This window comes from Providencia sp. PROV197 (assembly GCF_028479625.1).
Taxonomy (GTDB): domain Bacteria; phylum Pseudomonadota; class Gammaproteobacteria; order Enterobacterales; family Enterobacteriaceae; genus Providencia; species Providencia vermicola.
Genome location: NZ_JAMPNZ010000044.1, coordinates 1 through 19,409 on the forward strand (window position 1 = coordinate 1; position 19,409 = coordinate 19,409).

At 42.6% G+C, this 19,409-nt stretch carries 17 protein-coding genes; 8 read left to right on the plus strand and 9 right to left on the minus strand.

The window, feature by feature from the left end; all coding sequences use genetic code 11:
* Positions 1-96 precede the first annotated feature (96 nt).
* From PR808_RS20385 to tolC, 3 genes are all read right to left on the minus strand, one after another.
* Entirely contained in the window at positions 97-1,260 is a 1,164-nt protein-coding gene (locus PR808_RS20385) for a glutathionylspermidine synthase family protein (RefSeq protein ID WP_206083695.1), read from the minus strand.
* A gap of 6 nt (positions 1,261-1,266) precedes the next feature.
* Complete coding sequence (locus tag PR808_RS20390; protein ID WP_047755625.1) at positions 1,267-1,971, minus strand: DUF1190 family protein; 705 nt, start codon at positions 1,969-1,971, stop codon at positions 1,267-1,269.
* 400 nt (positions 1,972-2,371) lie between these two features.
* Positions 2,372-3,763, minus strand: coding sequence for an outer membrane channel protein TolC (gene tolC, locus PR808_RS20395; RefSeq protein WP_206083696.1), 1,392 nt, complete (start codon positions 3,761-3,763; stop codon positions 2,372-2,374).
* Positions 3,764-4,072: 309 nt separating this feature from the next.
* On the opposite strand from tolC, the gene nudF reads away from it, so the two are divergent.
* The 7 genes from nudF to ftsP all read left to right on the plus strand — a co-directional run bounded on the left by nudF (position 4,073) and on the right by ftsP (position 13,521).
* Positions 4,073-4,711, plus strand: coding sequence for an ADP-ribose diphosphatase (gene nudF, locus PR808_RS20400; RefSeq protein ID WP_206083697.1), 639 nt, complete (start codon positions 4,073-4,075; stop codon positions 4,709-4,711).
* A gap of 501 nt (positions 4,712-5,212) precedes the next feature.
* Entirely contained in the window at positions 5,213-6,052 is an 840-nt protein-coding gene (gene cpdA / locus PR808_RS20405) for a 3',5'-cyclic-AMP phosphodiesterase (protein ID WP_272539982.1), read from the plus strand.
* A 6-nt stretch (positions 6,053-6,058) separates the two neighbouring features.
* Positions 6,059-6,640: an esterase YqiA gene (gene yqiA, locus PR808_RS20410; protein WP_206083699.1), complete on the plus strand. Its 582-nt coding sequence runs from the start codon at positions 6,059-6,061 to the stop codon at positions 6,638-6,640.
* Positions 6,641-6,727: 87 nt separating this feature from the next.
* Complete coding sequence (gene parE / locus PR808_RS20415; protein ID WP_206083700.1) at positions 6,728-8,623, plus strand: DNA topoisomerase IV subunit B; 1,896 nt, start codon at positions 6,728-6,730, stop codon at positions 8,621-8,623.
* Between the two features lie 34 nt (positions 8,624-8,657).
* Positions 8,658-10,913, plus strand: coding sequence for a DNA topoisomerase IV subunit A (parC, locus tag PR808_RS20420; RefSeq protein WP_272539983.1), 2,256 nt, complete (start codon positions 8,658-8,660; stop codon positions 10,911-10,913).
* 97 nt (positions 10,914-11,010) lie between these two features.
* The gene (locus tag PR808_RS20425; RefSeq protein ID WP_206083702.1) at positions 11,011-11,751 is read left to right on the plus strand and encodes a 1-acylglycerol-3-phosphate O-acyltransferase; all 741 of its coding nucleotides are present in this window, start codon (positions 11,011-11,013) and stop codon (positions 11,749-11,751) included.
* 351 nt (positions 11,752-12,102) lie between these two features.
* Positions 12,103-13,521: a cell division protein FtsP gene (ftsP, locus tag PR808_RS20430; RefSeq protein ID WP_272539984.1), complete on the plus strand. Its 1,419-nt coding sequence runs from the start codon at positions 12,103-12,105 to the stop codon at positions 13,519-13,521.
* A 67-nt stretch (positions 13,522-13,588) separates the two neighbouring features.
* On the opposite strand, the gene PR808_RS20435 is transcribed toward ftsP, so the two are convergent.
* Positions 13,589-14,203 (minus strand): LysE family translocator, encoded by a 615-nt coding sequence (locus PR808_RS20435; RefSeq protein ID WP_206083704.1) that lies wholly within the window; start codon positions 14,201-14,203, stop codon positions 13,589-13,591.
* Positions 14,204-14,452: 249 nt separating this feature from the next.
* On the opposite strand from PR808_RS20435, the gene folA reads away from it, so the two are divergent.
* Positions 14,453-14,950, plus strand: a complete 498-nt coding sequence (folA, locus tag PR808_RS20440; protein WP_225818420.1) for a type 3 dihydrofolate reductase — start codon at positions 14,453-14,455, stop codon at positions 14,948-14,950.
* Positions 14,951-15,011: 61 nt separating this feature from the next.
* Here the strand turns inward: folA and apaH are convergent, their stop codons facing one another.
* The 5 genes from apaH to surA are packed head-to-tail and all read right to left on the minus strand — an operon-like array spanning position 15,012 to position 19,375.
* The gene (apaH, locus tag PR808_RS20445) at positions 15,012-15,842 is read right to left on the minus strand and encodes a bis(5'-nucleosyl)-tetraphosphatase (symmetrical) ApaH (RefSeq protein WP_272539985.1); all 831 of its coding nucleotides are present in this window, start codon (positions 15,840-15,842) and stop codon (positions 15,012-15,014) included.
* 2 nt (positions 15,843-15,844) lie between these two features.
* Complete coding sequence (gene apaG / locus PR808_RS20450) at positions 15,845-16,222, minus strand: Co2+/Mg2+ efflux protein ApaG (RefSeq protein WP_047755704.1); 378 nt, start codon at positions 16,220-16,222, stop codon at positions 15,845-15,847.
* Positions 16,223-16,240: 18 nt separating this feature from the next.
* A complete protein-coding gene (rsmA, locus tag PR808_RS20455; RefSeq protein ID WP_206083707.1) occupies positions 16,241-17,050 on the minus strand; it encodes a 16S rRNA (adenine(1518)-N(6)/adenine(1519)-N(6))-dimethyltransferase RsmA in 810 nt (269 codons plus the stop codon).
* A complete protein-coding gene (gene pdxA / locus PR808_RS20460) occupies positions 17,047-18,039 on the minus strand; it encodes a 4-hydroxythreonine-4-phosphate dehydrogenase PdxA (protein ID WP_272539986.1) in 993 nt (330 codons plus the stop codon). The genes rsmA and pdxA overlap by 4 nt, the downstream gene beginning before the upstream one ends.
* Positions 18,023-19,375 carry a peptidylprolyl isomerase SurA gene (surA, locus tag PR808_RS20465; RefSeq protein WP_272516392.1) on the minus strand — a complete coding sequence of 451 codons (1,353 nt, stop codon included), beginning with the start codon at positions 19,373-19,375 and terminating at the stop codon, positions 18,023-18,025. Before surA ends, pdxA begins: the two co-directional genes overlap by 17 nt.
* Positions 19,376-19,409 lie beyond the last annotated feature (34 nt).

The following is a 19,409-nucleotide window of genomic DNA, read 5'->3' on the forward strand; positions in this document are numbered from 1 at the left end:
CCAACCGTACGGATATTTTAGGTTGTCATATTTTTTTAAGACATAAAAAAGCCCAAACAAAATCAATTGCTTGGGCTTTTGTGATCTAGCTATTGATCAGTCTATGATCGTATGTGGATAAAAGCGGGACAGATCTTGGGTGATCAGCTCTTTATCTTCACGAATACAAATTCCAGCAGGTTGATCATTTACCAACCAACTCCCGACTAAGGTATAGCTACCTTCAAATTTCGGTAATGGGTGGAATTGTTGAATAATCATCCCTTCTTCACCATATGGGCCATCCGCAGCGGCAATTTCTTTGCCATTTTCAATAATACGGATATTAGCACCTTCACGGGAAAATAGTGGTTTAATCACGTACTTATCGAGCTCTGGCTGCGTTTTACCATCCGCAAAATAGGCTGGGAGTAGGTTAGGATGATCTGGGAACATTTCCCATAACATCGGCAGCAATGCTTTGTTTGAAATAATGCTCTTCCATGCAGGCTCTAACCAGCGAACACCAGCATCTTGCAGTTTGGTAGAAAAAATTTCACGCAGCATAAATTCCCATGGATACAGCTTAAACAGATTACTGATAACCTGATCTTGCGTATCAGTGAATTCGCCTCTTTCACCTAAACCGATTTCATCGATATATAAGAACTCGGTAGCAACCCCCGCTTCGTTGGCACAGTCTTGTAAATATTGTACTGTGCCACGGTCTTCTTCTGTATCACGACAGCAAGACATATGCAGCAAACGGAAACCGTGTTGATCTTTAAGCTGAGTAAAACGCTCGATCAACTGTTCTTGAATGCTGTTAAATTGATCCGCATTTTCAGGCAGCTTACCGGCTTCAATTTGATCTTCTAACCAGATCCATTGGAAGAATGCAGATTCATATAAAGACGTTGGCGTGTCTGCGTTATTTTCCAGTAACTTAGGAGGATTAACTCCGTCGTAGGCAAGATCAAGCCTTGAATACAGTGAAGGCTGCTCACTTTTCCAAGAACTACGAACAAATTCCCAGCAGTGCTTAGGAATTTGAAAACGTGCGAGTAATTCATCACTTTCAATAACACGCTCAACCACTTTTAGGCACATTTGATGCAGTTCAGCGGTTGCATCTTCAATCTCTTCGATCTGTGCCATAGTGAATTGATAATACGCATCTTCAGACCAGTACGGCTCGCCGTACATGGTGTGAAATTCAAAACCAAACTCGGAGGCTTTTTCGCGCCAATTTGGGCGCTCAACAATGGGAACTCGTTTCATTACTGATCAACCACCCATTGAGCGGGAAGAAGAAGTTGATTTTGCAGATGAAGACGAACGTTGTGCCATCGCTTGTTTATTAACAGTGTCACCAAAACCACCACGAGTGACGGTTGATGTGGTCGGTGGCTTTGGTGCCATTGCGGTTTTTGGTACGCTCATTGAACGACCACCTGCAACCGCAGGGCCATAGCTTTTACCTGATGCATCGACAAATTTGCCGTTTGCAGGACTTGCTGGGTTTTTCGAGCTAAACAACGGCTGAGATGCTGCGCTACCGCCCATCATACGACCCATCATATAACCCATCATTAATGGCATCCACATGCTGCCGCCGCTGCTTTGTGCTTGTGCAGTTTGCTCGCCATTGGTTGAACTTGTACCTGCAAGACCTGCTTGGGCAGGGGCTTGAGTACACATAGACTCACCAAATTCAGCAATACAGTCAGCTTGTGTTGCATATTTAGGTGCAGTTTTTGCCGCTTCTTGTAATGCATTGTTATAAGCCAATGTGCACTGTTCTGCTTGAGATGGGTTCGCTTGGCTACAATCTTGTGCATTGGTATACAGAGATACCGTTTCATCGCTTTCTTCACAGGCAGAAAGCATAAATACGGCACTGACAGCAACAGCAACAGGCGCTAAACGGTATGAACGCCAAGACTTGCGGAAGGCGTTTTGATTAATATCTTTAGTACGCTTCATGGTCATGGTAATTACCCTGAATAAAATTTAAGTAAGATGTTTTATAAGTTACCTCTAGGATAGGGGATAAACGCTGAAAATTAAAGCAGAAATATAGAGGAAATAGATTGAAATTATCATTTTTGTAACTTTCTTCTCTTTTTTGAGGAAAGGTTGATTAAAACTGAAAAAGAAATGGAGTATTTCCATTGAATATCAATGAATTAATTTAAGCTTGTTTTTTGAGCTATTTAATAATAACTAAAGTGAGAATTAACTGAATTTTATAAGTGAGGGAAGGGAAAACTGTTTTAACTGATTCAATTGAAGTAAAACGAGTGATTTAGAGGGTTTTCTTTATGCTTTGATAAAAAATAACCCGCCAAAACAGCGGGTCATTCTATTTATCTAAAACTAAACGATCAAATTATTTAATTTTAGGGGCATTGGTATTACGGATAATGCTGCTTGGCTCAGTGGAAATTTCTTTACCTAAGTTAGCATTTAAGCGTGCAATGTCATCTTCGTTTAATGTGCCGCGAGCAAATTCAATATTCAGTTGGTTAATCATATAGTCATAACGTGCGTTAGACAGATTTTGCTTCGCTTGGTACAGCGCAGTTGTTGATGTTAATACGTCAACAATTGTACGTGTACCCACTTGGTAACCTGCTTCCATCGCATCTAATGAGCTTTGTGCAGACACAACCACTTGTTTGTATGCATTGATGCTACTGATAGATGAAGAGACGTTATTAAATGATGAACGAACTAACTGAACCACGTTACGGTAAACACTTTCCAGTTGCTCACTCGCACCTTGGAAACCGTATTGTGCTTGTTCAACTTGTGAACTCGTTGCACCACCCGTGTATAAAGGAATGCTTAAGTTTAAGCCAATGCTGTTTTGCCCATTATAACTGTTGCTTGCACCTTTACCTGTTAAGCTATTGTTGTAACCACTACCATGGTTATAGGTATTGGTTACTGCGGTTGATGCATCAAGACTCACCGTTGGCATATGGCCTGTTTCTGCTAAACGGATATTTTCACGAGAAACGTCTTGAGCCAAACGTGCACTTAATAAGCTAAGGTTGCGCTCTTCTGCTTCTTTTAAGATAGCGTTGATGTCGCCCAACTCAGTGGTTTTAAAGCGCTCGATATTTAAAGATGCCAGTTGGTTATAGTATACACCGCTGACTTGACGCAGTTTTTCAATCGCATTTTCTAAGTCGTTACGACCTGCAACTTCTTGTGCGATAACGCTATCGTAGTTTGCACGGGCGTTTTGCACGTCAGTAATCGCCACAAGGCCAACGTTAAAACGTTGAGTAACTTGGTCTAATTGGCGGTAAACCGCTTCTTTATTGGCTTCAATATAAGATAGCGCGTCAATTGCTTTTAAAACGTTAAAGTAAGCAGTTGCGGTATCTAAAATTAATTGTTGCTGGCTAGTCTGGTAAGTGACATCAGAAATCCCAGCCGTTTTTTCTTGAATCGTCAGTTGACGCCATTTCGACATGTCAAAAACAGTTTGCGTTAATTTCAGTGATGCATTTAAACCGGTACTTTCGGTGTTATTCGCATCGCGGTAACCACTACCGTAACTTGCCCCTGCGCCTAAACCTAATTGAGGTAATAATGGGCTGCGAGCTTCATTAATTTTTTCAAAAGCTTGATTACGCTCAGCTAATGATTTTCTTAACTCAGGGTTACTTTCTTTCGATTTTTGGTAAACCTGCAGTAAATCGTCTGCGTAGCTATTGGTACTGAGACCCACAAAACTCATCGCAATTAAAAGGGGAAGCAGTTTCTTCATTTTGATTCCTTGATTAAACAGCAAATTAAGTTGAGCCTGTTGCCTAAAACGTACCATGCCTAATTGAGGCCTTTGATATAAAAATATGCGTTTTAGAGACAATCATAAAAAAACAGACCCTATGTTGCTCTTAGATTTGAATAATGGCGCTTATTGTAGCAGAGGTTCGTTTGAATTCACGGTAGCCTTTTGTGCCATTTTGTCTCAATTTTATTAAACATTACCTCATCTGAGGTTAAAAAACCTTAAAAACAGTTTTAATCCACAATTATTTCCTTAAGATGGAAATCAGTGGGTTTGGAGAATGCAATGACAAATAAAATAGAACAGCCAATTAAATATGGCAAAAATGATGTTGAAATTATATCCAAGCGTAAATTATTTAACGGTTTTTTTCAAATGATGGAATACCGATTTCGCCACAAATTGTTTGCTGGTGGATGGAGTAACGAAATTTGCCGTGAAGTTTTTGAACGTGGTCACGCGGGTGTTGTTTTACCCTATGATCCGCAAACCGATAATGTTGTGCTAATTGAACAAATTCGCTTTCCAGCAATAGAAACCAGCGAAACGCCGTGGTTGCTCGAGGCCGTAGCAGGGATGATTGAAGAAAATGAATCCCCAGAAGAGGTCATTCGCCGTGAAGCAATAGAAGAAGCGGGCCTTGAGATCCGCCATGCGGAAAAAGCGCTCAGCTACCTTTCAAGCCCTGGCGGGACAACAGAGCGCATGCACGTATTTGTTGGCGAAGTCGATAGCACTCAAGCTGAAGGTATCCACGGTTTAGCCTCAGAAAACGAAGATATCAAAGTTCACGTTATTAGTAGAGAAAAGGCATACCAGTGGGTAGAAAATGGCACAATTGATAATGCAGCAACAGTCATTGCCATTCAGTGGCTACAGCTCAACTATCAAAAACTTAATGAAAAATGGATGAAACTATCTTAAAGAACAATTAATCTAGTGAAGTGTGTGCTGATTAGCAGATATTTAACTAATTACTCGTCATACTTCAATTACTCGTCATACTTCAAGCTGCAAGTGTGTTGGCTACACTGCGCAATCCAAGTCACATACTTAATTGTATGCTCCTTGGGCTTGCTTAGCTTGCCGCCTTCTTGCAACTCGAATTATTTAGAGTAATTCAGTGCATTGCTAGGGCGCGTAGTTGTTCAATACGTGTAATAAGTTAGGTTTTACAGCAAGCTGCAAGTGTGTTGGCTGCACTGTGCAACCCAAGTCACATACTTATGTATGCTCCTTGGGATAGCTCCGATTGCCGCCTTCTTGTAATTTGAATTATTTAGCGTAATTCAGCGTGTTGTTTTAGGGTGTTATGAAAAGAATTCATAAGTTAGATAGGTGAATTGCAAGTGTGTTGAGTTTTTGTATAGTTGTAATGAATAGAATAGATTAGGCATAAACAATATTTATGGAAAAGGAAGACTTTTGGATAGCCAGCTTGAAGTGACTGCAAAGCACTCTAATGTAGTGAGAATTTTACAGGTTACTGATACGCATCTGTTTGCTGATACAGAAAATACCCTTTTAGGTGTAAATACGTATCGAAGCTATCAGGCGGTACTTGATGCTATCGCAGCACAAAATCTCCCAATTGACTTGATCGTTGCGACAGGGGATTTGGTTCAAGACCAATCACCAAAAGCTTATCAACACTTTGCAAAAGGCATCGAACGTATTCCTGCACCTTGTGTTTGGCTCCCTGGAAATCACGATTATCCTCCTGCAATGGTCGAAAGCCTGCGAGTGGCTGGGATTTCGAGTGCGAAGCAAATCTTGATTGGTGACGAGTGGCAAATTCTTATGCTGGACAGCCAATTGCAAGACGTCCCTCACGGAGAGCTTTCTGAGCAGCAATTGGAATGGATGAAAGTGAGTTTAGATGCGGAACCACAACGCACTACATTAGTGATGCTGCATCATCACCCTCTGCCATCGGGCTGTACATGGCTTGATCAGCACAGTTTAAGAAACTCACATATCTTAGCGGATTATTTAAAAAATTATCCGAACGTGAAAGCGATGCTTTGCGGGCACATTCATCAGGAAATGGATGAAAATTGGCATGGAATTCGTTTATTAGCGACCCCATCGACTTGCGTGCAATTTAAGCCGCACTGTACGAACTTTGCATTAGATACTGTTGCGCCTGGTTGGCGATACCTTGAATTAAGCGTGAACGAAAAAGGGCAAAGGCATATTACGACAACGGTGCATCGCTTAGAGACACGTGAGTTTAGCCCTGATCTAGACTCAGACGGTTATTAATTCACTATGGCCACGTTACTTTACATTCATGGCTTTAATAGCTCGCCTTTATCGGCAAAAGCGACTCACTTAAAACAATGGATTGAGGTCAATTATCCACACATTGATATGATTGTTCCTCAATTACCCAATTTCCCTGCGCAAGCCGAAGCGATGTTGGATGAGATTATTCAACAGCATCGTCATGAGCGCATTGGTTTAGTTGGCTCATCGCTTGGCGGTTATTTTTCAATTTGGTTTTCAGAGCGTTATCACCTTCCCGCAGTGGTAGTCAACCCTGCTGTACGCCCGTTTGACTTGCTGAAAGACTATTTGGGTGTCAATATTAATCCCTATACTCATGAACAATATGTTCTGGAACCAAAACATATTGGCGAGCTAAAATCACTGCATATTGAACAGCTTTCTGCATCTCATCGAATTTGGCTGTTACAACAAATGGGTGACGAAGTACTTGATTATCACGAAGCTGTTACCTATCTTTCAAAGTGTAAACAGACTGTGGAACCTGACGGTAATCATGCCTTTACTGGTTTTGACGCTTACTTTTCTCAAATTGTCCATTTTCTTCAATTAGTAGAGAAATAGTGCTAAAACGCATGAACACTGTTATTATCACCAGTAACTCACTGATTGAATAGTTCAATTAACCACCAATTACCGCAGAATGACAACATGACTCAATCTAGTTATAACGCAGAGGCTATTGAAGTCCTCAGTGGTTTGGAGCCTGTTCGCCGTCGTCCGGGGATGTATACTGATACCTCGCGGCCGAACCATTTGGCTCAAGAAGTAATTGATAATAGTGTCGACGAAGCGCTTGCTGGGCACGCGGGGCACATTGAAGTTATTTTATACGCAGATCAATCCCTTGAAGTGATTGATGACGGGCGCGGAATGCCAGTCGACATTCACCCAGAAATGAAAGTCTCCGCAGTTGAATTGATTTTAGGTCAGTTGCACGCAGGAGGAAAATTCTCTAATAAAAACTACCAATTTTCAGGTGGTTTGCATGGTGTGGGTATTTCCGTCGTCAATGCGTTATCAAAACGTATTGAAGTGACTGTGCGCCGTGATAGCCAAGTTTACCAAATCGCCTTTGAAAATGGTGATAAAGTCGAAGATTTGCATGTAATTGGTACTTGTGGGAAGCGTAATACAGGTACCAGCGTGCATTTTTGGCCTGATGGAAGCTATTTTGATAGCCCGAAATTTTCAGTTTCTCGTCTAACTCATAACTTAAAAGCCAAAGCGGTTTTATGCCCTGGCGTGAAAATCACGTTTAAGGATCAGCTCAATAATACAGAGCAAAGCTGGTGCTACAGTGATGGGTTAACGGATTATTTGATGGAATCCGTTGATGGCTTAGAAACCTTGCCAGAAAAACCCTTTACTGGCGAGTTTTCCAGTGAAACGGAAGCGGCGCAATGGGCACTATTATGGCTACCAGAAGGTGGTGAGCTACTCACTGAAAGCTACGTGAACTTGATTCCAACAGCACAAGGCGGTACTCACGTAAATGGGTTGCGCCAAGGCTTGCTTGATGCGATGCGTGAATTCTGTGAATTCCGTAATATCCTGCCTCGTGGTATAAAATTATCTGCGGATGATATCTGGGAGCGCTGTACTTATGTGCTTTCAGTTAAGATGCAAGACCCACAATTTGCGGGGCAAACCAAAGAGCGTTTGTCTTCACGCCAATGTGCTGCTTTTGTTTCTGGGGTGGTCAAAGACGCCTTTAGTCTGTGGTTAAACCAAAATGTGCAAATTGCCGAGCAACTTGCAGAAATGGCGATTTCAAGCGCCCAACGTCGGATGCGTGCTGCGAAAAAAGTGGTGCGTAAAAAGCTGACAAGCGGCCCTGCATTACCAGGTAAGCTGGCGGATTGTAGCTCGCAAGATTTAAGTATGACAGAGTTGTTCCTTGTTGAGGGGGATTCGGCAGGGGGCTCAGCGAAGCAAGCCCGTGATCGTGAATATCAAGCGATTATGCCACTTCGCGGTAAGATACTGAATACATGGGAAGTCTCTTCTGATGAAGTACTAGCTTCACAGGAAGTTCATGATATTTCGGTGGCGATTGGTATCGACCCTGACAGTGAAGATTTAAGTCAGCTACGCTATGGCAAAGTGTGTATCCTTGCGGATGCGGACTCGGATGGTTTGCATATCGCCACATTATTGTGTGCGTTATTTGTACGCCATTTCCCAACGTTAGTGAAAGCGGGGCATGTGTATATGGCAATGCCGCCGTTGTATCGTATCGATTTAGGCAAAGAAACCTTTTACGCATTAGACGAAAGCGAAAAAAATGCGGTTCTCGACAGGTTAAGCCGTAAACGTGGGAAACCAAACGTTCAGCGCTTTAAAGGGCTGGGGGAAATGAACCCACTGCAATTGCGTGAAACCACGTTGGATCCCAATACTCGTCGCCTTGTTCAGTTGATCATCGATGATGAAAACTACCAAGAAACCCTTGCAGTTATGGACATGCTTTTGGCAAAAAAACGTTCAGAAGATCGCCGTAATTGGCTGCAAGAAAAAGGCGATATGGCTGAAATTGATGTCTAACATCCTGCGATAAAAAGAGTAAGGAACGAATTGAATGAGTGAAATTACTCATGATGGTGTGGAGCGTTTACCGCTTCATGCTTTTACTGAAAGAGCCTACCTAAACTATTCGATGTACGTCATTATGGATAGGGCGTTGCCATTTATTGGTGATGGGTTAAAACCTGTTCAGCGTCGTATTGTGTATGCGATGTCGGAACTTGGCCTCAGTAATAGTGCAAAATACAAAAAATCGGCGAGAACCGTCGGTGATGTGTTAGGTAAATATCACCCACATGGTGATAGTGCGTGTTATGAAGCAATGGTGTTGATGGCGCAGCCGTTTTCTTATCGCTATCCATTAGTGGATGGGCAAGGAAACTGGGGGGCTCCAGATGATCCAAAATCATTCGCCGCGATGCGTTATACGGAATCACGTTTATCTAAATACGCAGAAGTATTACTTAGCGAGTTAGGTCACGGTACTGTTGACTGGGTACCCAACTTTGACGGCACGATGAACGAGCCGAAAATGTTGCCTGCACGTTTACCCAATATTTTGTTAAATGGGACAACGGGTATTGCGGTCGGGATGGCAACGGATATTCCACCACACAATGCCCGTGAAGTGGCGGAAGCTTTGGTCGCCTTACTGGAAAAACCGACCCTGAATCTTGATGAGATCATGGGGTATATACCAGGCCCAGATTTCCCAACAGAAGCCGAAATTATCTCTTCCCGTGAAGATATTCGTAAAATCTATCAAAACGGCCGTGGCTCAGTACGCATGCGTGCAGTGTGGGAAAAAGAAGATGGCAATGCGGTCATTACAGCATTACCTCATCAGGTTTCGGGAGCCAAAGTTCTTGAGCAAATCGCTAGCCAAATGCGTGCGAAGAAATTGCCGATGGTGGAAGATTTACGTGATGAATCTGATCATGAAAATCCAACTCGTTTAGTGATTGTTCCACGCAGTAATCGGGTTGACCTTGAACAAGTGATGACCCACTTATTTGCGACAACGGATTTAGAAAGAAGCTACCGCGTTAACCTCAACATGATTGGTTTAGATAACCGCCCTGCGGTGAAAGGCTTGGTTGAGATACTAACGGAGTGGATTACTTATCGTCGTCAAACTGTACGTAACCGCTTGAACCATCGTTTAGACAAAGTCTTAAGACGCCTACATATTTTAGACGGTTTATTAATTGCTTATCTAAACATTGATGAAGTTATTGAAATCATTCGTACTGAAGATGAGCCCAAACCTGTGTTGATGTCTCGCTTTAATATTTCGGACACACAAGCAGAGGCTATCTTAGAGCTAAAATTACGTCATTTAGCCAAACTGGAAGAGATGAAAATCCGTGGTGAACAAGACGAATTAGCGAAAGAGCGTGATGAGTTACAAGCGATTTTAGGTTCAGAGCGTCGTTTGAATACGTTAATTAGAAAAGAAATTCAGGCTGATGCGAAAGCTTATGGTGATGACCGTCGCTCTCCACTCCAAGAGCGTGAAGAAGCGAAAGCGATGAGCGAACATGAAATCCTGCCATCAGAGCCGATTACAGTTGTGCTGTCTGATATGGGTTGGGTGCGCAGTGCGAAAGGCCATGATATTGAGCCAACCAACCTGAACTATAAAGCGGGTGATGGTTTTAAAGGTGCTGCCCGCGGTAAATCAAACCAAGCTGCAGTATTCCTTGATACCACTGGGCGTAGCTATTCGGTTGATCCTCTGGAATTGCCATCTGCGCGTAGCCAAGGTGAGCCTCTTACGGGTAAATTAACGTTGCCACCAGGCGCAACGATTGAGCACGTCTTAATGGCGCCAGAAGAGCAAAAATACTTGATGGCATCAGATGCGGGTTATGGATTTATTTGCACATTTAATGATTTAGTGACAAAAAACAAATCTGGTAAGGCACTGATTTCATTACCTGAAAATGCCAAAGTATTGGCACCGATTGAGCTAAATAACGAGCAAGAAGACTTGTTATTGGCAATCACGAAAGCAGGGCGTATGTTAATATTCCCTGTGGCAGATTTGCCTCAGCTTTCAAAAGGTAAAGGGAATAAAATTATCAATATTGCGGGCGCACAAGCGGCAAGTGGTGAAGATGTATTAACATGGTTGATGCTTTTACCTGTTGGTGCTTCAATGACGCTGCATTTTGGTAAACGAAAACTGAAATTTAAAGCCGAAGATCTACAGAAATACCGTTCGGAGCGTGGCCGTAAAGGGACATCCTTGCCTCGTGGAATGCACAATATCGAGCGTATCGATATCGAACCTGTAGATAAGGTATAACAATAAGTTTGATGGGTGCCCTATCAAGGCATTGTATTTGGCACCGAAGGTTAAAATTCATCGCGGGGCGCTGAGGCTCCGCTAATTTGGGGTTAGTATGTTAGCGCTTATTAGAGCGATTATTGTTATTATCTACACCATCCTCGTTTGTGTGGGCGGTGGCATTTATTGCTTATTCAGCCCACGTAATCCAAAACACGTGATGACATTCGGTCATATGTTTGGGCGCTTATCCGTTGTTTTTGGTATAAAAGTTATCAACCGCGTGCCTAAAAAGGCGAAAGGCTATGGTCCAAGTATTTATATTGGTAACCACCAAAACAACTACGATATGGTCACGATGTCGAATGGTGTGTTGCCTAGAACAGTCACAGTTGGTAAAAAGAGCTTGGTGTTCATCCCTTTCTTTGGTTTTTTATATTGGATCACGGGGAATATTTTGATTGATCGTGCGAATCGTTCGAAAGCGCATAACACAATCTCTCAAGTGGCAAACCAAATCAAAAAACGTAAGATTTCAGTGTGGATGTTCCCCGAAGGAACACGCAGCCGTGGCCGCGGTTTACTCCCATTCAAAACGGGGGCTTTCCATGCCGCTATAGCAGCGGGAGTGCCGATTGTTCCCGTGTGTGTATCTAGTACACAGGGCAAAATTAAGCTAAATCGCTGGAACAATGGCAATGTTATTATTGAGATGCTAGAGCCTATCGATACCTCAGCCTATAGCCGTGATCAAGTTAGGGAGTTATCGGAGTATTGTCATTCATTGATGGAAGCTAAAATCAAAGAGCTTGATTTAGAAGTGGAAGAAATGAATAAGCAAGCTAAAAAACCGTAATAAATTAATTGGATGATATATAAAGGGCGATGGAAACCATTGCCCTTAGTTTTATCTGTGTATACCAACTAACATCAAGCCAATAACCATTTCTTTGCCATATATTCATCCCTAATTAATAAACCACACAATTTATAATTCTATTAATTAAATTTTTATATATTAGAAAGATATTTTTAGAATTTAATCTTTTTTCGCGATATCATGGCTCACAAAATTAGCGAAGTAACAAATTGTTGTCTCTAAGTCGTATTATTACTAGCGCCAATCTAAAATTAGCCAATTCATAGGCTGAAAATCTCGAATATTAAAAAATAAAATGCGCTGGAATGTTTGTTTAGCGGAGAATTTATGTCATTCAATCGATGCCAAACCCTAGTAGCGGTAGGGGTGGCTCTGTGTGTGTTTTATGCGCCAATTAATGCGAGTGCCGAAGGTGAAACGGCATTGCCTGTTCCTCCACTGTTAGAATCTCGGTCTGGACAGCCGCTTTTTTTAACACTACAAAAAGTTCATTGGTCTTTTGATGGAAAATATTCTGCGGATGTATGGGGGATAAATGGTTCTTCCCCAGGCCCGACGGTGAAAGTCAAAAATGGCGATGATATCAAGTTAATATACAGCAATCGTTTACCCGAAGCGGTTTCAATGACCGTCAGTGGGCTGCAGATACCTGGCACACAAATTGGTGGTGCAGCAAGGTTAATCTCCCCTAATGCGGATTGGTCTCCAGTGATCCCAATTCGCCAAAATGCGGCGACGCTTTGGTACCATGCAAATACGCAAGGAAAAATGGGGCAGCAAATCCATAATGGGTTGTTGGGTATGTGGATTATCGAAGATGATGTTACAAAAAACCTTCGTTTACCTAACCATTATGGCGTAGATGATTTTCCAGTGATCATTCAAGACAAACGATTGGATAACTTTGGTGTTCCTGAATATAAAGCCAATGAAAATGGTTTCCTCGGGGATACATTATTAGTCAATGGTGTACAAAACCCCTATATTGAAGTATCTCGCGGCTGGGTACGCTTAAGGTTATTAAATGCATCAAATTCACGTAATTATGTAATGAAAATCAGTGATGGTCGCCCATTTGCGATGATTGCCTCGGATCAAGGGTTATTAACGGTTCCAGTGAATGTTCAAGAGTTACCTCTTGCACCAGGTGAAAGGCGTGAAGTATTAATTGATATGGCTAAAACGCAGGAACTGAGTATTACTGCTGGCGAATCTGCTACGTTTATGGATAGATTAAAAGGATTGTTTGAGCCTTCGAATAGCTTAATTTCGACGAATGTGTTGACCATTAAAGCGACAGGTTTGATGTCATTGGTAACCGATGGTTTGCCAACGCAATTGACGGAAGATAAGACGCAAGTTACCTCCAGTATTACACAAAGAGACATTCACCTTAATGATGGTTTTGGTATTAATAATGCAGCCATTGATACCCGTCGTGTGGATATTACCAGCCGCCAAGGAAATTGGGAGCGTTGGATTGTCACCACAAATGAACCTCAAGCATTTCATATTGAGGGTGTACGCTTTAAAATTATTAATCGGAATGGGCAACCTACGCCACCTGAAGATTACGGTTGGAAAGATACCGTTTGGGTGAATGGCCGTACTGAATTATTAGTACAAATGATGCAACCATCCTACAACCATTTTCCATTTTTATTTTATAGCCAAAACTTGGAAAAAGCGGATCTAGGCTCAGTTGGTCAGATGGTAGTTGCACCACAAGAAGCGATGCAATACTAATTATTAATAGGCAAAACAAAAAGCAGGTACTGTATTCAGAACCTGCTTTTTTTATGTATTAAGCTAACTAGCTCAGTGCAACACGAATTCCGAAGGCAATTAAAATCACGCCAAGTACTCTATCGACATATTTTTGCACTTTCGCCAACCCTTTTCTGACAGGAGCACTTTGGATAAGAAACACCAGAATGGGCCAGTAAATAACGGCTAATCCCCAGATAATAAAAGCAAACCACAGTTTTTCACCAAACGTTGAATTGATATCCAACACTTGGGTAAATACGGCAAGAAAGAATAGCGTCGCTTTTGGGTTCAATACATTACACAGAAACCCCTGCATAAATGCTTTTTTAAATGAAACAATTTCGTGTTTAGTGGTACTCAAATCGGCCAAATTGCTAGACTGAGGCAATAAGCTTTTAACGCCTATCCATACCAAATAAGCGGCACCTGCATATTTTAAAATATTAAATAGCCATGGTGTGGTGGTAATTAATACCGCAAGTCCAGCAACGCAATAAGACATATGTAAAGCAATGGCTGCAATCACACCAAAGGCGGTCATGAGTGCTGCAGAGCGTTGGTAACGGGCGGCATTTTTGACAATAAGAAAGAAGTCGGGCCCTGGTGAGAGCATCCCTAATGCGGCGATTGTCGCCACCATAATGCTGGTTTCGTACATGATACATATCTCTTTGTTTAGCCCTGTTTTGGTCTTTTTTGGCGCTTAACAATTATCTACTGAATGTCTGGCTCTTCAGAGAGGAAAACAGGCTCTTTTTTGATTTTTAATGTTATTTTTAGTCTTAATTTTAGCAATTCGAGTATAAGTGATTCAAAGCTGTTTAAGGAAGTTTAAATTTAGTCGACGAAGCAAATCTCTTTACGTATAGTGTGCTCAATTTTTATATTTTGCTTCTAAGGTGAGTAAATGAATATTAGCTTAATCGCAGCAATGGCGATCGATCAGGTTATCGGCATGGAAAAAGCGATGCCTTGGAATTTGCCTGGGGATCTCGCGTGGTTCAAACGAAATACGTTAAATAAACCTGTGATTATGGGGCGTGTGACCTATGAATCTATTGGGCGTCCTTTACCGCAGCGAGTCAACATCGTACTGAGCAGCCATCCAGCAGGTGCGGACAATACAGTTATTTGGGTTACTTCTATTGAAGAGGCACTTGCCGCCGCGCAAGCGATAGAGGGTGTTGAAGAAGTAATGGTGATTGGTGGTGGTAAGGTTTACCAACAATTTCTACCATTAGCCAATAAGCTTTATTTGACGCATGTTGATGCTGAAGTGATTGGCGATACACATTTCCCTGCATATGAACCCGATGAGTGGGATTCTATCTTTACGGAATATCACGAAGCAGATGAAAATAATACTCACGGGTATTGCTTCGAAATTCTGACGAAAAGAGATTGATTTTTAATCGATTACAAATACAAAAATGGCGCTTAATGGCGCCATTTTGCATTTTATTCAATTAAGATTCTTTGCGACTCTTTTGGTAAGACTTTTGGTGATGGTATTGCTTAGTTTCCCAGTGGAGCAGCGTTAAATCCCCCCCCCAGCAACAACCTGTATCCATTGCATATACGTTATCTGGTGTGCATTTCCCTTCCAATGACGCCCAATGACCAAAAAATACCGAATAGTCTTCAGGAAGTTGGCTAGGCAAATCGAACCAAGGTTTTAAAGGCGCAGGGGCTTTTTTCGGATTTTCTTTGCAGATCATATCTAACTGGCCGTTAGGGAAACAGTAGCGTAAGCGCGTCAGTGCATTAGTGCTAAAGCGTAATCGCGCGAGCCCCATCAAGCTATCAGACCAATTATTTGGCATGTCACCATACATTGAGTCAATGAATAAAGGGTAAGCATCACTAGAGAGAACAGCTTCCACTTCCCTTGCACACATTTTGGCTGTTTCAATGTCCCATTGTGGTGTCATCCCTGCATGGGTCATCACCATTTTCCGCTCTTCATCGATTTGCAGCAATGGTTGGCGGCGTAACCAGTTGATTAGTTCATCCAAATCAGGTGCATGCAATAATTCATCAAGATGATCTTTAGGCTTATTGCGGCTAATTTTGCAATAGATCCCAAGTAAATGGAGATCGTGATTGCCTAAGACTAAACGAGCAGAATCACCTAGACTTTTGACATAACGTAAAACTTGCAGCGACTCTGCACCTCGAGCGACTAAGTCACCTGTTAACCATAGTGTGTCTCGTTGCGGGTCAAAATTGACACTGTCCATCAATTCACGTAATTCACGATAGCAGCCGTGAATATCACCTACTATATATGTCGACATAATTAATTAATCAGTGTTGGAATTGCCAGACGAAAAGCAGGGATATCCACATGAAAATTATCCCCTTGCGTGCTAATCATCACGTAATAGCCCTCCATCGTACCCATTGGCGTTTCAAGAACCGCACCACTGGTATAACGATACTCAGTTCCAGGCTGAATAATTGGCTGTTCACCAACAACCCCTTCACCTTGAACTTCTGTTTTATGGCCATCGCTGTTAGTAATGAGCCAATAGCGGCTCATTAATTGGATAGGATCACGCCCTAAATTGCGAATGCAAATCGTATAAGCAAACACATATCTGGCAATATCGGGCTGAGATTGGCTCTCTATATAGACACTCTGAACTTGGATGCTTACATTCGGTTCATTAAGCATAGTGCCTCCTTCAACATTCTATTCTGATCGGTTAGAAAGATAGTTTGCCATTTTGCAGTACTGTTCAACAGAAATATTTTCGGCACGGGTGCTTAAGTCGATGCCTAATTCAGTTAATTCTTCAGCGCTAAATAAATCACCAAGGCTGTTACGGATGGTTTTTCGGCGTTGATTAAAGGCCTGCGTGGTGATCCGGCTTAAGAACTTAATATCTTTAACAGGATATGGATTCTCACGGTGTGGGATCAAGCGGACAATGGCTGAATCTACTTTTGGAGCGGGAGTAAACGCTGTTGGTGGCACTTCAAGTACAGGTACGACATGACAATAATATTGAGCCATTACACTCAAGCGACCAAAGGCTTTACTGCCAGGGCCTGCCACCAGACGGTTTACCACTTCTTTTTGCAGCATGAAATTCATGTCAGCTATGGAGTTGGTGAATGTGAATAGGTGAAACATTAATGGTGTTGAAATATTGTAAGGTAGGTTACCAAACACACGCAGTGGCTGACCTGCTTGTTTCGCCAATTCACCAAAATCAACGGTCATGGCATCTTGCTGAATGATCGTTAATTTATCTTTGAGTTGCGGATGGACGTGTAAACGCGCCGCGAGGTCACGGTCAAGTTCGACTACCGTCATTTTTTCAATGCGGCTACCGACTGGCTCAGTGAGTGCGCCTAAACCGGGGCCGATTTCAACGATGGATTGACCTGGCAGAGGGTTCATCGCATCAACGATGCTGTCGATAATAAACTGGTCAGTTAAAAAGTTCTGCCCGAAACGTTTGCGGGCAAAGTGCCCCTGATGGACTCGATTATTCATGTATTCTTAGATGTCATTTGGATAGCTAATGTCAATGCGGTGATAAAACTTCCCGCATCTGCATGACCCGTACCTGCGAGCTCAAGGGCTGTGCCATGGTCGACGGAGGTGCGGATAAATGGTAGGCCGAGGGTAATATTTACCGCTCTACCAAAACCTTGGTATTTTAGCACAGGAAGACCTTGATCGTGATACATTGCTAAAACTGCATCAGCGTGGTCTAAATATTTGGCTTGGAAAAGTGTATCCGCTGGCAGTGGCCCAACTAAATGGATGCCTTGTGCTCGTAAACTTTCCAATGCAGGTTCAATGGTATCAATCTCTTCTGTACCCATGTGACCGCCTTCTCCTGCATGAGGATTCAGCCCACAGACATAGATAACCGGTTTTTCAATGCCAAACTTAGTTTGCAAGTCATGATGTAAAATGGTGATGACTTCATGGAGGCTTTGTTGTGTAATCGCGGCTGAAACGTCTTTTAGCGGGAGATGTGTGGTTGCAAGGGCAACGCGTAATTCTTCTGTTGCCAGCATCATAACTACACGATCACAGCCACTACGATCGGCAAAAAACTCGGTGTGCCCACTAAAAGAAACACCAGCATCGTTAATAATGCCTTTATGCACAGGCCCCGTCACAATGGCGGAAAATTCACCTGTTAAGCAACCATCACAGGCTCTAGCAAGTGTTTCAACCACATAGTTGCCATTGTTGACATTAAGCTCTCCTGCTTTCACCGAGGCATTTAATGGCACAGAAATGATGGATAGATGGCCTGCAGTGTGTGCTTTAGGTGCGTCATTTGGCTCGTATTTACCCAACGTGAGCGGCAAACTTAATGTTTTAGCGCGCTCAAGTAATAAGTTGGGATCTGCGCAAGCAACAAGCTCAACAGGCCATGCCTGTTGAGCGAGCTGGATAAGCAAGTCTGGGCCAATCCCTGCAGGTTCACCAGGGGTAATCACAATCGGCTTAGTTAGATTTTTCATCTTGAGCTTGGTTATCGCGACCATCAACAATTTTCACATAAGCGGAAGCACGTTGTTCTTGCATCCAGCTTTGCGCTTCTTCGTTAAATTTACGGTTGAACAGTAAACGGTAAGCTTGGTCTTTTTGCGCAGCGTCTGTTTTATCTACACTGCGTGTGTCTTCTAACTGAATTAAGTGCCAGCCAAAACTTGACGGAACAGGTTGGCTTAATTCGCCTTTATTCAGTTTCATCAATGCATCGCGGAATGCTGGGTCGTAAATATCAGGCATATTCCAGCCAAGTTCACCCCCTTTTAATGCACTGCCTGGGTCTTCTGAGTTTTCTTTCGCTGCATCTTCAAATGACACGGCACCAGAACGGATGTCTTGGGCAATTTTATTCAGTTTTTGTCTTGCTTGTGCATCATCCATAATTGGAGATGATTTAATCAAGATATGGCGTGCTTTTACCTCAGTGACAGAGATAGGTTGGCTACCACCACTGACATCATTCACGCGTAAAATGTGGTAACCGACACCTGAACGGATTGGTCCTGCGATATCCCCTTTTTTCGCATTCTTTAGCTGTTCAGCAAATACGACAGGAAGCTCTTGCAGACGCGACCAACCCATATTTCCGCCTTTGAGTGCTTGAGGGTCAGCAGAGTAAGCTATGGCTAATTTACCGAAGTCACCGCCTTTTTTCAGGTCAGCTAAAATTTTGTCCACTAACGCTTCCGCGGTTTTTAACTGTTCTGGTGTTGGATTCTCTGGTAGTGGAATTAAAATGTGGCTCAGATTTACGCCCATTTCATAGTTAGCTTGTGAACTCATCTGCTCAGCAAGGGAGTCAACTTCTTGTGGCAAAATGGTTACGCGACGGCGAACTTCGTTATTACGAACTTCTGCAATCAGCATTTCTTTGCGAATTTCACTGCGGTACTGGTTCATGTTGATGCCATCAGCGGTTAAACGCTGTTGCATTTGTTCCAGTGTTAATCCATTTTGACGGGCAATATCGGCGATAGTTGCGGTAACTGCTTCATCAGGGATATTGATCTGCATTTGGCTCGCCATTTGCAGCATGATGTTATCCATCACCAAACGATCAAGGATTTGATGGCGCAGAGTTTGATCATCAGGGATCTGCTGACGTGCGTTTTGTGCATTCAGCTTAACGGTGTTGATCATATTCTGGATGTCACTTTCTAGCACAACTCCGTTATTGACAACCGCAGCCACTTTATCCATTTGCTGTGGCGCAGCCAACGTAGCAGAGCTTGCGAACATCAGTCCCAGAATAAGCGTTCTCCAATTCTTCATAATGGTCCTATAATATTGACTTTGATTCCGCAAAATGCGGGCTAATACGTTGTTTTACTCGTCATAC

Bases quoted from the DNA above. Each gene is read 5' to 3' on its own strand.
- nudF (WP_206083697.1), top strand. From the start codon at position 4,073: ATGACAAATAAAATAGAACAGCCAATTAAATATGGCAAAAATGATGTT.
- parE (WP_206083700.1), top strand. From the start codon at position 6,728: ATGACTCAATCTAGTTATAACGCAGAGGCTATTGAAGTCCTCAGTGGT.
- rsmA (WP_206083707.1), bottom strand. From the start codon at position 17,050: ATGAATAATCGAGTCCATCAGGGGCACTTTGCCCGCAAACGTTTCGGG.
- parC (WP_272539983.1), top strand. From the start codon at position 8,658: ATGAGTGAAATTACTCATGATGGTGTGGAGCGTTTACCGCTTCATGCT.
- PR808_RS20390 (WP_047755625.1), bottom strand. From the start codon at position 1,971: ATGACCATGAAGCGTACTAAAGATATTAATCAAAACGCCTTCCGCAAG.
- pdxA (WP_272539986.1), bottom strand. From the start codon at position 18,039: ATGAAAAATCTAACTAAGCCGATTGTGATTACCCCTGGTGAACCTGCA.
- yqiA (WP_206083699.1), top strand. From the start codon at position 6,059: ATGGCCACGTTACTTTACATTCATGGCTTTAATAGCTCGCCTTTATCG.
- PR808_RS20425 (WP_206083702.1), top strand. From the start codon at position 11,011: ATGTTAGCGCTTATTAGAGCGATTATTGTTATTATCTACACCATCCTC.
- PR808_RS20435 (WP_206083704.1), bottom strand. From the start codon at position 14,203: ATGTACGAAACCAGCATTATGGTGGCGACAATCGCCGCATTAGGGATG.
- tolC (WP_206083696.1), bottom strand. From the start codon at position 3,763: ATGAAGAAACTGCTTCCCCTTTTAATTGCGATGAGTTTTGTGGGTCTC.
- PR808_RS20385 (WP_206083695.1), bottom strand. From the start codon at position 1,260: ATGAAACGAGTTCCCATTGTTGAGCGCCCAAATTGGCGCGAAAAAGCC.
- apaH (WP_272539985.1), bottom strand. From the start codon at position 15,842: ATGTCGACATATATAGTAGGTGATATTCACGGCTGCTATCGTGAATTA.
- apaG (WP_047755704.1), bottom strand. From the start codon at position 16,222: ATGCTTAATGAACCGAATGTAAGCATCCAAGTTCAGAGTGTCTATATA.
- folA (WP_225818420.1), top strand. From the start codon at position 14,453: ATGAATATTAGCTTAATCGCAGCAATGGCGATCGATCAGGTTATCGGC.
- ftsP (WP_272539984.1), top strand. From the start codon at position 12,103: ATGTCATTCAATCGATGCCAAACCCTAGTAGCGGTAGGGGTGGCTCTG.